Source organism: Kitasatospora sp. NPDC029367 (genome assembly GCF_055569135.1).
On record NZ_JBVHYH010000003.1, the window covers coordinates 11,539 to 24,614 of the forward strand.

The following is a 13,076-nucleotide window of genomic DNA, read 5'->3' on the forward strand; positions in this document are numbered from 1 at the left end:
TGGGGCCAACCGTGTGAGCCCGACCGTGGGGGACCACCCGCGGGGAGCCAACCACCGGGGGCCAGGCCCGGTAGCCGGAAGTGCGGTCCCCCCCGGGGCGCGGCGCCCCCCCCCCCCCCCCCCCCCCGTCCGGGGTTGAGGAGGTGCGCTCCGGCGGGCAGGCTGGGGAGGGGCGGTCCCCAACCTCGGCGGTGGGGAGCGCGGGTGGGGGCGGGCGTGGTTGGATGCGGTCGTAGCGTGGAACACCGACCCGGAGCACCGGGACCCGGGCCCCGTCGAGGACGGGACGGGCCCGGCGGCAAGGGACTTGAGCGGACGACGACGGCAGGGACGAACGTGAGGATCTTCCACCGGGCACGGCACCGGCCGTCCGCCACCTGGCGGCAGACGACCGACCGGGCCTTCACGCTGATCGGCGACGGCCGCTACGAGGACGCCGGCGCCCTGCTGGTGATGGCCGCCGACCTGGAGCCCTGGCTGTCCGACTCCTGGTTCAACCTCGCCCTGCTGCACAAGTTCCGCCGCGACTGGGAGCAGGCCCGCTCGGCCGGCCTGCGCGCCGTCGCCCTGCTCGACCGCGAGCAGGGCGCCCCCGACTGGTGGAACCTCGGCATCACCGCCACCGCCCTCCAGGACTGGCCGCTCGCCCGCCGCGCCTGGCAGGCCTACGGGCTCAAGCTGCCCGGCGGCCCCGGCGGGGACGGCCCGGTCAGCCTGGAGCTGGGCACCACCCCGGTGCGGCTGTCCCCCGACGGCGAGTCCGAGGTGGTGTGGGGCCGGCGCCTCGACCCCGCCCGGATCGAGGTGCTGTCCATCCCGCTGCCCTCCTCCGGCCGCCGCTGGGGCGAGGTCGTGCTGCACGACGGCGCCCCGCACGGCGAACGGGTCACCGACGGCGTCGCCTACCCCGTCTTCGACGAGATCGAGCTGTGGGCGCCCTCCCCGGTGCCGACCTACGTGGTGCTGCTGCAGGCCGCCACCGCCGGTGACCGGGACGCGCTGGAACGGCTGGTCGCCGACGCCGGCTACGCCGCCGAGGACTGGACCTCCTCGGTGCGGCTGCTGTGCCGCGCCTGCTCGGAGAGCCGGATGGCCGCCGACGACGGGATCGTCGCCCACCACGACCCCCACGACGACGGCGACGCCGCCCACCCCGGGCATCTCAGCCACCTCAGCCAGGGCGGCGCGGCCGGGATGTCCTGGCTGGTCGAGCGCGAGTGCGGGCTCGCCGCCCCGGCCCACCTGGTCCGCTCCCTGCTCGACCGCTGGGTCGCGGCCGCCCCCTCGACCAGGGCCTACCGGGATCTCGAAGAGGTCTGCTGAACCCGCTGAGTACCCTGGTGAGGTACGCGTAGACCTATGGGAGCGGAAGACAATGGCGGAGCAGCACGACCACCAGCACGAGCACGACGTGGAGGGGGCGGCGCCCGAGGCCCCCGCGAAGGTGATCGGTGAGGAGCCCGACCTCACCAAGGGCACCGCGCGCCCGATCACCGTGGTCGGCAATCCCGTGCTGCACCGCGAGGTCAAGGACGTCACCGCGTTCGACGCCGAACTGTCCGCGCTGATCGACGACATGTTCCAGTCGATGTACGCCGCCGAGGGCGTCGGCCTGGCCGCCAACCAGATCGGCGTCGACCTCAAGGTCTTCGTCTACGACTGCCCTGACGACGACGGCGTGCGCCACATCGGCCACGTGATCAACCCGAAGCTGGAGGAGTACCCGGCCGACCGGCGCCGGGTGCTCGACGACAGCAACGAGGGCTGCCTGTCCGTCCCGACCGCCTACGCCGAGCTGCCGCGCCCGGACTACGCGGCCGTGACCGGCGTCGACAAGGACGGCAACCCGATCCGGGTCGAGGGCACCGGCTTCTTCGCCCGCTGCCTGCTGCACGAGACCGACCACCTGTACGGCACCCTCTACATCGACAAGCTGTCGAAGCGGGACCGCAAGGACGCCCTCAAGCAGATGGCCGAGGGCACCGCGAAGTACGCGACGGTGCCGAACGAGTGACCGCTCAGCGGTAGTCGGCGAAGGCCGGTGCGGATCCCCTCCGCGCCGGCCTTCGCCGTTTCCGGACCGGATTCCCGGGTCTCCCGGGCTTCCCGGGCTTTCCCGGCTTCCTGGACCGATTCCTGGGATGGATTCCCGCAGCGTGGAACTTCCAGAACAATTCCCTTTCGGCGGGGGGATGTTGGAGGATTTCACAATGGCGCGGGAGGCCGCCCGGGCGATATCCGGCGGGCGCCGGGAAATCTTCGTGAACACACTCCGGGGCGGGTAGTACAGGTGGATTCGGCCGCCCGATGATCACATTCCGCCAACCCCCGGTCGGGGCTTGCGGAAGTCCCGAACCGCAGCGATAACTTCATGTGGTCGCAGCCCCACCATGTGCACACGGCATCCGGGGACGGGCCGCCTGACCAGGCGTGCCACCTCCACTGCGGCGAGCGGCCCGGCACCTCCGGGTGAACTCCGCGCGCCCGCCGTGCACTTCTGCGAATCCCCCACGTCTCCCCGAACACCTTTTCCGTGACCACCGCTGCGATGTGGAGGCAAGGCATGCGCGACGCCCTCCGGGACGAGTGCCCGACGGTGATTCCGTCAGGCGGGTACGAGGCACTTCCGTATTCCCGCCGCTGCCAGGAGATCTGGCGGCGCGGGGAGCACCTGCTCATCGGCGTCAGCTCCGGCAACAGCTATTTCAGCGCCCGGCGGATCACCGAACTCGTCGGGTGGGGGCGGCAGTTCTTCGAGCGGATCGACATCGTCTACGCCGACCTGCTGGTCGGCACCCAGTTCGAGACCTTCGGCTACGCCCCCGAGCAGGCCGAACGCCGGGCCCGCAAGGAGGTCAAGGCCACCGCCCGCCGGATCGAGCGGGGCGTCGAGGAGGCCGGCCGGCGGGGTGACGCGCGGGACGTCCGGGACGTCCGGGACGTCCGGGTGCACGCACTCTCCTCCTTCACCGGCGACCGCACGTACCAACGGCTGCACCAGCGGGCCGTCGACGCCCTGCGGACCGACCCGGAGTTCCGGGCGGCCGCCGAGGGCATGGCCCGCGGCTTCCTGGCCGCCCGGCTGGACGAGGGCCTCGCCCCCAGCGAACCCCAACTCGCCGCCGGGCTCCGGTACATCGCCGCCGAACTGCCCTTCTTCCTGGACACCCCGGCGCTGCTCGGCGTGCCCTCCTCGGTCAGCTGCTACCACCTGGAACTCCCGCTCACCCCCGTCCTGTTCGGCCGCGACGTCGGCCTGCGCGCCGGGGCGGGCCAGGCCTACGCGGTGATCCGTCCGGCTGCGACGTCGGCTGCCGTCGAGGCGGTTGGCGCGGTTGGGGCGGTTGGGGCGGTTGGGGTCGGCAAGGCCGTCGAGCCCGTCGAGCCCGTCGAAGTCGTCGAAGCCGCCGTGTCCGCGCCCATGGCCGGGCGCGCCGCGTAGTCGACCGTCCGGATCGCGAACTTCCCCGAGGAGCAACACCCGTGACCGTGACCAACCCGCCGACCACCGACATCGCCTTCCCGCTCTCCCGCCGGGGTGACGTCCTGCCCGTCGAGGCGAACCGGCTGAGGGAGGAGACCCCGATCGCCAGGGTCCGTACCCTGACCGGCGATCCGGCCTGGCTGGTCAGCAGCTACGCGCTGGCCAAGCAGGTCCTGGAGGACGAGCGGTTCAGCCTCAAGGACACCGCCAACCCCGGCGTCCCCCGCCAGTACGCGCTGACCATCCCGCCCGAGGTGGTCAACAACATGGGCAACATCAACAGCGCCGGACTGCGCGACGCCGTCATGAAGACCCTCTCCCCGCGGGCCGACCGCGCCCTCGACGGCTGGCTCCGGGCCGAGGCCCACCGGCTGATCGACGAACTCATCGCCCAGGGCGCCCCCGGCGAACTCCGCGGGGACTTCGCCGAGCCCTACTCCGCCGCCCTGCACTGCCGACTGCTCGGCCTCCCGGCCGAGGACGGGCGGCGGCTGATGGCCGGCATCGACATCGCCTTCCTCACCAGCCCGGTGCCGTTCGCCGGTGCGGCCCCCAACTGGTACAAGGACCTCGACCACGTGCTCGGGCGGCTCACCGCGGACCCGGAACCGGTGGACGGCCTGCTCGGCCGGTTCGCCGCGCTGCGCCGCTCCCCGGACGTCTCCGACCGGGTCGGTGACGAACTGCTCGCCACCGTCGCGCTGTCGCTGTTCGGCGCGGGCGCGGTCTCGACCTCGGCGTTCCTGCTGAACGCCGTCGTCTACCTGTGCGAACGGCCCGAACTCGCCGACCGGCTCCGGCGGGAGCCGGCGCCGATCGGGCGCGCGGTGGACGAGTTGCTGCGGGTGAACCTGTCGATCGGCGACGCCCTGCCGCGGCTCGCGCTCGCGGACGTGCAGGTGGGTGAGGTGCTGGTGCAGGAGGGCGAGCTCGTGCTGGTCCTGGTCGAGGGCGCCAACTACGACCCGGCGGTCTTCCCGGACCCGGAGCGGATCGACTTCGACCGGCCGAGCAACCCGCACCTGGCCTTCGGCGCGGGCCGGCACTTCTGCCCGGCCTCGGCGCTCGGCCGCACCCACGCCGAGATCGCCGTCGCCGCGCTCGTCGAGCGGCTCCCGGGGCTGCGGCTCGCCCTTCCGGCCGAACAGCTGGCCTGGCGGCCGGGGTTCATCAAGCGGCTGCCGGAGCGGCTGCCCGTGGTGTGGTGAGCCGAGGGGCTTCGGGGCCGGTGCGAGGGGCCGGTGCGGAGGGGCCGGTGCGGACCTGTCCGCACCGGGCCCCTCCGCACCCTGCGGTCACACCAGGAGCCACTCCGGGCCGTAGGTGAAGCGGGGGTCGGCCGGGAGCTTGACGCCGACGATCTGCTGGGCCGTGTCGCGCAGTTGGCCCATCAGGCCGATCGCGGTGCCGAGCTGGGTCGGGTCGTCGCTCCAGGCGTGTTCGAGGGCGTGCAGCATCGCGCTGTAGTGCTGGTTGAAGGCGTCCAGCAGCTTGGCGGTGGCCTGGTCGGGCGAGTTGGGGTCGCCCTGGCGGGGCCAGCCGCCCCTGGGCACCCGGGCGACCGGGAAGGTGTCCGGCAGCGGGACGTCGGCGCCGGTGAACTCGTACTTCTTCGTGGTGGGGTTCTGGACGAGCTTCTTGCCGACGGCGATCTCCTTGAAGGCGTAGTAGTGGGCGAGTTCGCCCGGCTCGCTGGGGAAGGGGTCCTGCGGGGAGGCGGTGGTCCCCTCGCCCTGGGTCTGGATGACGTGGATCGCCTGGAGCACGTCGTCGATGGTGCTCATCGCGACGATCTCGCGGTTCGTCCCGAGCGAGAACTTCACCTGGTGCTGACCTGTGAGCAGGTGGGCGTACTTGGGGAAGACGTTGGCGATGCGCTGGTAGAAGGCGCCGATCGTGTTGCCGTCGGCGGCGTAGGAGAGCGGGTTCTCGGGCTTCTCGATGGCGGCGAAGAGCCCCGCCGAGTCACGGGAGAGCCCGCTGAGGTAGACCACCAGGCCCGGGTTGACGCCGCCGGGCAGCTCGCCCGGGTACTTGGGGACGGTGAGCGGGTCGGTCAGGACGACGGTGCCGCTGATGCTGGTGAGCATGTTGCAGACCAGTCCGAAGTGGAACATTTCGTCGAAGAGGATCTCCTGGGCGGAGTCCTGGACCGGCTGGCCGCCGTTCCGGGCGGTGATCGACCACAGGGCGGTCGCGTACGGCGGGATGGTCGACACCTCCAGCATGATCGCCCGCTGGAGCGCCTCCCTGAGTTCCTGCTCGGTCCAGTCCTCCTCCGCCATGCTCATGAGCTGGGTGATCGCGTCGCTCTCGTAGTCGAGCACTCCGGTCGTCATGGGGACCCCTTTCGTTCGGCTGTGCGCCGGACCGTAGCGGGGGGCGGGTCGTACGTATGCGTGTGATGCCGGTGTGGCCCGGGAGTTCAGCCGGACGGGCGGCGCGCGGCGGGGGTTGGCGCGGGGTGGGCGGCGCGGCGGGGGTTGGCGCGGGGTAGGCGCGCGGTGGCCGTCAGCGCGGGGTGGTGTCGACGGGCGTGGCGTCGATGGGCGTGGCGTCGAGGGCCGGGGCGATGGCGGCGAAGGCCTGGTCGGTCAGGGCGGCCGGGTCCTGCGCGCCGTCGCTCGCGCTCCAGCACTGGAGCACGACGTCGAAGGCGGTCAGGGCCATTCCGGCCGCCATCCGAGGGTGGAGACCGGTCGCGGGGTCCACTCCCAGACGGTCGGCGAGTTCGGCGGCCAGGTCCTCGCGCCACTGCGACTGGTGCTCCAGGAAGCGGGCGCGCAACGCGGGTGTGCCGAGGATCAGTTGGACCACGCGCAGGGTCTGCTCGGAGTGGCCGGCGCAGGCGTCGATGGCGGCCCAGACGGTGTTCCGCAGGGCGGTGGAGGGGCTCTCCCCGGCGGGCCGCCCGGCGAGTTCGGCGCGCATGCCGCTGCCGAGGTCCGCCAGGAAGCGGACGACCACGTCCTCCTTGGAGGCGAAGTAGCGGAAGAACGTCCGCTTGGAGATGCCGGTGGAGGCGGCGATCTCGTCGACCGTCACCGCGTCGAACCCCTGCTCGGCGAACAGGCCCAGCGCGGCCTTGGTCAGCTCGTCGGCGACGAGCCGGCGCTTGCGTTCGGCCAGGCTCAGGGCGGGGACGGTGGTCATGGTCTGGATGCTACACGTGGGGTCGGGATTGGCGCACGGAGTCTTCCTTGACACTTGGTGACAGCACGGGCAGCGTGTGGCGCATGACGAAGACTCAGGCTTGGGGTGTCGAACGGATTCCGGACCAGGCGGGGCGGCTGTTCGTCGTCACCGGCGCCAACAGCGGCCTCGGGCTGGCGACCACCCGCGCCGTGGCCCGTCGGGGCGGGCGGGTGATCCTCGCCGTCCGCGACGAGGACAAGGGGCGGCGTGCGGTCGCGGAGATCACCGCCGAGCAGCCCGGGGCGACCCTGGAGGTGCGCCGCCTCGACCTGGCCGACCTCGACTCCGTCCGCGCCTTCGCCGAGCGGCTGCGCTCGGACGGCCTCCGCCCGGACGTCCTGGTCAACAACGCGGGTGTGCTGGCGCCGCCGCGCACACTCAGCGCGCAGGGGCACGAGCTCCAGTTCGCCGCCAACCACCTCGGCCACTTCGCGCTCACCGGGCTGCTGCTCGACCTGCTGGCGGAGGGGGCCGATCCGCGGGTGGTCACGGTGAGCTCGGCCAACCACCGGCAGGGGCGGATCTCCTTCGAGGACCTCGGCGGGGAGCGGACGTACTCACCGATGGGCCACTACAACCAGTCGAAGCTCGCCAACGCCGTCTTCGGATGGGAGCTCCACCGGCGCCTCGCGGCCGCCGGCAGCCCGGTCCGCAGCCTGCTCGCCCACCCCGGGTACGCCGCCACCAACATCCAGGCCGGCTCGGTCGGCCCGGTGAAGCTGCTCTTCGGCCGCCTCCTGATCCCGCTCGCCCAGGCCCCGGACCGGGGCGCGCTGCCCCAGCTGTTCGCGGCGACCGCCCCCGAGGCGGTCGGCGGGCAGTTCATCGGCCCGGGCGGGATGGGAGAGCTGCGCGGCGCCCCGAAGGCCGTGCGGCTCGCCCCGAGGGCCGTCGACGCGGAGACGGGCCGGCGGCTCTGGGAGCTCTCGGAGCGGCTGACCGAGGTTCGGTTCGGCCTCCCGGCGGCTGTCTGAGCCGGGCCGCCCCCGGGTTCGGCGGGGAGCGTTCGCACGGCGCGCAGGGGGACTCGGCCTCGGCGGTGGGCACGGGCGGAGCGGAAACGGCGTGCGACCTCGATCCGGACGCATCCCGCCCGGCGGAGCAACTTTGGTCCTTCTGGGGTGAGTTGGACGGGCTTCCGGCTGCGGCCCCGGGGGCTGCGGCGGCCGGTCCGCCGACCAGGCCGGGGACGCCATGGTCAACGGGCCCGGCTCCGCGCGGCGGACGGGAGGACCACGGCCGAGGTGCCGCGCAGGAAGTCGGCCGCGCCGACTTCCTGCGCACCGGCCCTTACGTGGGGGCGGGGCAGGTTCCGGGGCCCTACCAATGTCGGGCGTTTAGCCCCACAAGCTGATGTGGGTGGTGAGCTGGTCGACGGGGACCTGACGCGGTGGGGCGTCCGGCTCGAACAGTGGGCGGACCAGGGCCCGGCCGTCCAAGGGGCCGACCAGCTCGACCAGGCGCCCGGTGGTGAGGTCCTTTCGAACCGGGGTGTTCTGGATCAGCTCCATGAGTTCCGCGTGGGAGCGGCGCCGTTTCGACGGCCGACCGGGGCCGGTCGGTTCTGCGGAATCCACAGCGGGCACGGAGAACTCCAATGACTCGCAGATCGCTTCGACGAGTCACCACATTACGGGGAGAGGGGATTGCCCCTAGGAGCTTTCCTGTTCGCGAAGGAACTCGTCTCGGATGCCTTCGACCAGCGCGCGCATGTCGGCACCGTGCAATGCTACGGAATCGAACCCTGAGAATGTAGAGAGATAGAGACTGACGTCCCTCGGATCACGCGTGGTGATCTCCGAGTGGAACGTCTCCACGATGACCAGGCGATCGTCGTACATGCTGAAGCACGTCATCGGGAAGTCCGGCATGCGCTTGGAGAGCGGAAGAACGCCGATGGTGACGTTGGGGAGCCGCGACAGCGATACCAGGCGATCGAGCTGTGTGGCCATCACCGCAGGCGAGCAGACCCGCCACCGCAGTACGTGTTCGCAGATGACGAAGCGGAACTCCCGCTGGCGGTCGTACAGGACGGTCTGCCGGTCCAGTCGAGCGGCGATGGTCCTTGCCTTGGCTTCCTGCGGAAGCTCCGGGGGTAGCGCGAACACCGCCGAGACGTATTCGGCGCTCTGGAGCAGTCCTGGAATGAGCTGCCCCTGGAACAACCGGAGAAGGCTTGTTTGGGACTCAATGGCCTTGATGGCGTTCTGATGCTTCCAGTGGCCCATGCGGCGCAGTTCCCGCCAGGCCGTTTCCTCGGTGACCGCACCGCGAGCTGCTTCCAGGAATTCAGCCTTGGCTTTGACTGATATTCCGAGCGCCGTCAGGATGAGGTCCACGTCCTGCACGCTCGGCAGGGTCTTGCCGTTTTCGATCTTCGAGAGCTTGGCCGGAGACATGGAAGCCCTGCGGGCGACGGTCTCGGCGGTCTTGTCCGAGGCGATCCGCAGCGTCCGCAGGGCTCTACCCAGATCGTGGTGCTGGTCTCTGCTCAAGCCGCCGAGTACTCCCCGAAGGGGACGGCGTTCGCCAGGGCAATCTCCCGGTACCGCTGGTACTCGTTCAGGCGGCCGTCGGGCAGCAGTTCGGCGCCGACGAACTGTCCCGCGTCGGTGTAGTGCATCCGGTAGGCCCGGGCGTCGTCGAACAGCCAGAAGTCGTGGTCGGGCAGGCCGACCACCACCTGTCGGGCCGTGTCGATGATGCCGATCGACTCGCCGGCCGCGATGTTGCCGGGGTAGGAGGCCAACTCGTACCGGAGATAGTCCGACAGGGGCGAGCGGAGAACGTGCACCCGGGCCACCCGCTTGCCCAGGTCCGTCATGGAGCGGACCCAGGGGTTGTCGGAGGACTCCGGCGCCAGACCCTTCCCCGCCAGGAAGGCGGCGAACTCCTCACGTTCGTCGTCCACGTCGTAGAGGGGGAGGGTTTCGAGCCGGAAGGCCGTTCGTTCGAATGTCTCGAAGAGGCGGCCGAATTCTTCACCCTTGAGCACGGAAGTATCCCTCCAGGACGGCGGCGGGCATCAGGACCGCGGACTCGCCGGGCGGCAGGTTCAGCTGCGCGAGGCGGTCGGGGTCGGTGATCACGAGGCCTTGAGTTACGTAGTCCCCGTCCTCGGTGCGCCAGAGGGTGGGGCACGTTCCGTTCTTGCAGGACCCGTTCCCGGACAGCCAACGCAGCATCACGTGCTCCCAACTCGTCGGTGGTTCCTGGTGCTCAATGCTTTCGACTCTCCGGACTGAGGGTCAAGGACTCGATCTTTCCGGAACGGGAAAGTCGTTCGGCCGGCCCCGCCCGGCGTGAACGCCAGGCGGGGCGGGGTGGTGCATTGCGGTGCTGTCCGGGCAACCGGAGGTGCAGCTGCCGGAGGCTGGGTCACGGACCGGTGTCCCGGCGCGGGCGCAGCCCGTCGAGGGTGAGGTCGATGAAGCGGTCCCAGTCACCGCTGCCGGTGCGGACGACCGCAGACAGGCCGCCTACGAGCATGTAGACGTCCCTCACGGTGAGGTCCTCCCGGAGGGTTCCGGCGGCCCGGCCCTGGTCGATCAGCGCTCCGACCGCGGCCTCGAGCTGCGCCAGCATCTCCCCTCTGGGTGCCGAGGAGCCCACGGCCGCCACGACGGAGGCGGACAGCCCGTGGTCCTCGGCCAGCATCCGACCGACATGGCGGAGATACCGGGCCAGCCCCGTACCTGACCCGGGGTCGCGCAGGCAGTCGGCGCGCGCGAACTGGAGGATCTCGGCGAAGCGGTGTTCCGCTGCGGCCTCCACGAGGGCCTGCTTGTTCGGAAAATGCCGGTACACGGTGCCGATGCCCACTCCAGCGGCGCGTGCCACCTCGGGCATCTGGACCTCGTCGCCCCTCTCCTCGAACAGGGCACGCGCCGCTGCCAGCACGCGGGCGCGGTTGCGCTCCGCGTCGGCACGCGGTTTGCGGTCGTCTGGTGTCGATGGCGTTGACAATCCGAGTGCTCCCCTGCCTACCCTTATCCGGAATCGGATTCCGGTTCCGATTGTGCCATGCGAGGAGGGTCTGCATCCATGCCCGAAGACCGTTTCATCCTGCTGGAGCCCGGAGCCGCCCGGCCGGGGCGGATCCCGTTGCCACCCGCATTCGCGGTCAAGGCGATGACCGACGACACGGAAGGCCGGCTCTCGCTGCTGGAGGTGACCGTCGCGAAGGACATCCCGCGGCACACCCACCACCAGGCGGACGAATGCGTCTACGTACTGGACGGCGTCCTCGAAATCGAGTTCGACGACCGGACGTACTCGGCGCCGAAGGGGACCTTCGTCCTGCTGCCCCACGGCGTCCCGCACGCCCTGCGCCGTGCCTCCGACCCGCCCCCGCGAGTTCTGCAGATCTCCTCGCCCGGCGGCTGGGAGCACTACGTCGAGGACCTGATCGAGGCAGGGCCCGCGGTCCTCACCGACGGTCAACTGGACCCCGCGAAGATCAACCCCATCGCGGCCCGACACCACATCAGCTACCACGAGCAGGAATGAGTGCGTTCGCACGGCGGGCGCCCCGGTCGGGGTGAAGGCCGGGCGTGGACGGGGCTCATGCGGCGGTCTCGGCGGCGGGGGCGGTGATGTGGCACCAGATGAACTTGCCGATGCCGCCCCGGCGCGGGCAGCAGCCCCACTCGGAGGCCAACTCCTGGACGAGGAGCAGGCCTCGGCCGCTCTCGGAGGTGAGGGAGATGGGGAGGGGCTTGGGCTTCTCGTTGTCGGCGTCGTGCACCTCGATCCGGAGGGTGCCGTGGGGGAGGAGCTGGAGGCGGACGAAGATCAGGCGGTCGCGCGGGGTGCGGGCGTGGGTGACCGCATTGTTGACGAGTTCGCTGAGGAGCAACTCGCCGGTGGGGAGAAGGAGTTCGCTGGAGGGGTGAGGGAGGAGGAACTCGCGGAGCTCCTGGCGGGCGTTGCGGGGGGACTTCGGGTGCCGGGGGAGCCAGCAGGTCTGTTCGCGCATGGCAGGGCCACCTCTGGAGTGTGCAGGTGAGAGCGCTGGAGAAGGCATGGGGATGCCCGGTGAAAGCCCGCCATGATCACGATATGTCGACTAGCGGACTACGTTGAGTAGCATCCTCCTGGGGACTTCTAAAGTGCAAGTCCCCACTTTGGAAGTGATCAAAGATTGTTGTCAGCTGACAGCGGGGGCAGACTGGGCAGATCACAGAAGTGAGGAGGTCACGAGCGTGCCCGTGAACCGGAATCCGACGGTTCGACAGCGGCGGCTGGCCCGAACGCTCAAGGAGCTGCGATCAGTCGCTGATCTGACGATCGCCCAGTCGGCGCGGCAACTCGACTGCGCGGAGAGCAAGATCAGTCGGATCGAGGCCGCTCAGTCGGGCATTCGGCTGGTGGATCTTCGGCTGCTGCTCGACCTGTACGGAGTGGCAGATGCGGATACGCGGAGTCGGCTGGAGGCTCTGTCGCGCGAAGGTCGTCTGCGTGGCTGGTGGGACCGCTACTCGGACACGCTGTCGCCGCTCTATGCGGACTACATCGCGTTGGAGTCCGACGCATCGGACATGTACAGCATTCAGACCTTGCTGGTGCCCGGAATCTTGCAAACCGAGGACTACACCAGGGCCGTTGTCCGGGCACAGATAGAGGATGCGACGGCTGAGCAGGTCGAGACGCTGACGAAGGTTCGTCAGGAACGTCGGTCGGTCCTGGCAAGGGACGTGCCTTTGCGTGTGTGGGCTGTGCTCTCCGAGTCAGTGCTCAAGCATCAGGTGGGTGGTCCGGTGGTCATGCGTGAACAGCTTGAGTTCCTTGCGGCCTCGGCCGAGCGCCCCAACATCAACGTCCAGGTCCTGCCAGAGGCGTCGGCGATCCACGCGGCGCTCTTCGGCCCTGTCACCATCCTCAGTTTCCCGGAGGTGACGGAGACGGATGTGGTGTACGTCGACAGCCTTCTCAGCACCTTGTACATCGAGGAGCCGGAGGAAGTCTTCAAGTATGCGAATCTGTTCCGCCGCGCGTTGGCGGAGTCGCTGCCCCGTGATGAATCGATCGCGCTCATCGGGCGCATGGCGAGCGAGAAGGTCTGAGGATTGTGAACGAGCTCTCGGGACTTGTGTGGCACAAGTCCTCGTTCTCCGGTGCGCAGAGTGAGTGCGTTGAGGTGGCTGCTGGTCTGCCTGGCGCTGTTCCCGTGCGGGACTCGAAGGACCCGGATGGGCCGGCGCTGGTGTTCGCGGCTGAGGCCTGGGTTTCCTTCCTCGCGGGGGTCAAGGGCGGGGAGTTTTCGGCCGACTGAAACAACAGGGGTGGGGGGGGAGGGGGGGGGGGGGGGGGGGGAGCCACCCTTCGCCCCCCGCCCGCGCGGCCCTCCCCCTCCAACATGGGCGCCGGAAGAAAGGCCAGGCCGTAACCAAGAAGA

General features: G+C 70.4%; 16 protein-coding genes. 8 read left to right on the forward strand and 8 right to left on the reverse strand.

Annotated elements, in window-relative coordinates; all coding sequences use genetic code 11:
- Positions 1-336: 336 nt before the first annotated feature.
- From ACZ4W5_RS03295 to ACZ4W5_RS03310, 4 genes are all read left to right on the forward strand, one after another.
- Positions 337-1,323 (forward strand): tetratricopeptide repeat protein, encoded by a 987-nt coding sequence (locus tag ACZ4W5_RS03295; protein WP_360233351.1) that lies wholly within the window; start codon positions 337-339, stop codon positions 1,321-1,323.
- Positions 1,324-1,375: 52 nt separating this feature from the next.
- Complete coding sequence (def, locus tag ACZ4W5_RS03300; protein WP_360233353.1) at positions 1,376-2,014, forward strand: peptide deformylase; 639 nt, start codon at positions 1,376-1,378, stop codon at positions 2,012-2,014.
- 549 nt (positions 2,015-2,563) lie between these two features.
- On the forward strand, positions 2,564-3,442 hold the full coding sequence (locus tag ACZ4W5_RS03305) for a tRNA-dependent cyclodipeptide synthase (protein WP_465652468.1): 879 nt from the start codon (positions 2,564-2,566) through the stop codon (positions 3,440-3,442).
- Positions 3,443-3,483: 41 nt separating this feature from the next.
- Entirely contained in the window at positions 3,484-4,692 is a 1,209-nt protein-coding gene (locus ACZ4W5_RS03310; protein ID WP_465652470.1) for a cytochrome P450, read from the forward strand.
- 87 nt (positions 4,693-4,779) lie between these two features.
- Here ACZ4W5_RS03310 and ACZ4W5_RS03315 read toward each other — a convergent pair whose 3' ends face one another.
- Together ACZ4W5_RS03315 and ACZ4W5_RS03320 are read right to left on the reverse strand one after the other, a co-directional pair.
- The gene (locus ACZ4W5_RS03315) at positions 4,780-5,823 is read right to left on the reverse strand and encodes a ferritin-like domain-containing protein (protein WP_465652472.1); all 1,044 of its coding nucleotides are present in this window, start codon (positions 5,821-5,823) and stop codon (positions 4,780-4,782) included.
- Between the two features lie 172 nt (positions 5,824-5,995).
- Entirely contained in the window at positions 5,996-6,637 is a 642-nt protein-coding gene (locus ACZ4W5_RS03320; RefSeq protein ID WP_465652474.1) for a TetR family transcriptional regulator, read from the reverse strand.
- A gap of 83 nt (positions 6,638-6,720) precedes the next feature.
- Here ACZ4W5_RS03320 and ACZ4W5_RS03325 point away from each other — a divergent pair, with 83 nt between their 5' ends.
- Positions 6,721-7,653, forward strand: a complete 933-nt coding sequence (locus tag ACZ4W5_RS03325) for an oxidoreductase (RefSeq protein ID WP_465652476.1) — start codon at positions 6,721-6,723, stop codon at positions 7,651-7,653.
- Positions 7,654-8,016: 363 nt separating this feature from the next.
- On the opposite strand, the gene ACZ4W5_RS03330 is transcribed toward ACZ4W5_RS03325, so the two are convergent.
- The 5 genes from ACZ4W5_RS03330 to ACZ4W5_RS03350 all read right to left on the reverse strand — a co-directional run bounded on the left by ACZ4W5_RS03330 (position 8,017) and on the right by ACZ4W5_RS03350 (position 10,579).
- Positions 8,017-8,190, reverse strand: coding sequence for a hypothetical protein (locus ACZ4W5_RS03330; protein ID WP_465652478.1), 174 nt, complete (start codon positions 8,188-8,190; stop codon positions 8,017-8,019).
- A gap of 141 nt (positions 8,191-8,331) precedes the next feature.
- Positions 8,332-9,174: a helix-turn-helix domain-containing protein gene (locus tag ACZ4W5_RS03335; protein ID WP_465652480.1), complete on the reverse strand. Its 843-nt coding sequence runs from the start codon at positions 9,172-9,174 to the stop codon at positions 8,332-8,334.
- Positions 9,171-9,674: a DUF6879 family protein gene (locus tag ACZ4W5_RS03340; RefSeq protein WP_465652482.1), complete on the reverse strand. Its 504-nt coding sequence runs from the start codon at positions 9,672-9,674 to the stop codon at positions 9,171-9,173. The genes ACZ4W5_RS03335 and ACZ4W5_RS03340 overlap by 4 nt, the downstream gene beginning before the upstream one ends.
- Positions 9,661-9,864 carry a hypothetical protein gene (locus ACZ4W5_RS03345; RefSeq protein ID WP_465652484.1) on the reverse strand — a complete coding sequence of 68 codons (204 nt, stop codon included), beginning with the start codon at positions 9,862-9,864 and terminating at the stop codon, positions 9,661-9,663. Before ACZ4W5_RS03345 ends, ACZ4W5_RS03340 begins: the two co-directional genes overlap by 14 nt.
- A 193-nt stretch (positions 9,865-10,057) precedes the next feature.
- Entirely contained in the window at positions 10,058-10,579 is a 522-nt protein-coding gene (locus tag ACZ4W5_RS03350; RefSeq protein ID WP_465652600.1) for a TetR/AcrR family transcriptional regulator, read from the reverse strand.
- Between the two features lie 144 nt (positions 10,580-10,723).
- On the opposite strand from ACZ4W5_RS03350, the gene ACZ4W5_RS03355 reads away from it, so the two are divergent.
- Positions 10,724-11,188, forward strand: coding sequence for a cupin domain-containing protein (locus ACZ4W5_RS03355; protein ID WP_465652486.1), 465 nt, complete (start codon positions 10,724-10,726; stop codon positions 11,186-11,188).
- Between the two features lie 55 nt (positions 11,189-11,243).
- Here the strand turns inward: ACZ4W5_RS03355 and ACZ4W5_RS03360 are convergent, their stop codons facing one another.
- Complete coding sequence (locus tag ACZ4W5_RS03360) at positions 11,244-11,657, reverse strand: ATP-binding protein (protein WP_465652488.1); 414 nt, start codon at positions 11,655-11,657, stop codon at positions 11,244-11,246.
- 226 nt (positions 11,658-11,883) lie between these two features.
- On the opposite strand from ACZ4W5_RS03360, the gene ACZ4W5_RS03365 reads away from it, so the two are divergent.
- Together ACZ4W5_RS03365 and ACZ4W5_RS03370 are read left to right on the forward strand one after the other, a co-directional pair.
- Positions 11,884-12,744: a helix-turn-helix domain-containing protein gene (locus ACZ4W5_RS03365; protein ID WP_465652490.1), complete on the forward strand. Its 861-nt coding sequence runs from the start codon at positions 11,884-11,886 to the stop codon at positions 12,742-12,744.
- 26 nt (positions 12,745-12,770) lie between these two features.
- Positions 12,771-12,953: a DUF397 domain-containing protein gene (locus ACZ4W5_RS03370; RefSeq protein ID WP_465652602.1), complete on the forward strand. Its 183-nt coding sequence runs from the start codon at positions 12,771-12,773 to the stop codon at positions 12,951-12,953.
- Positions 12,954-13,076 lie beyond the last annotated feature (123 nt).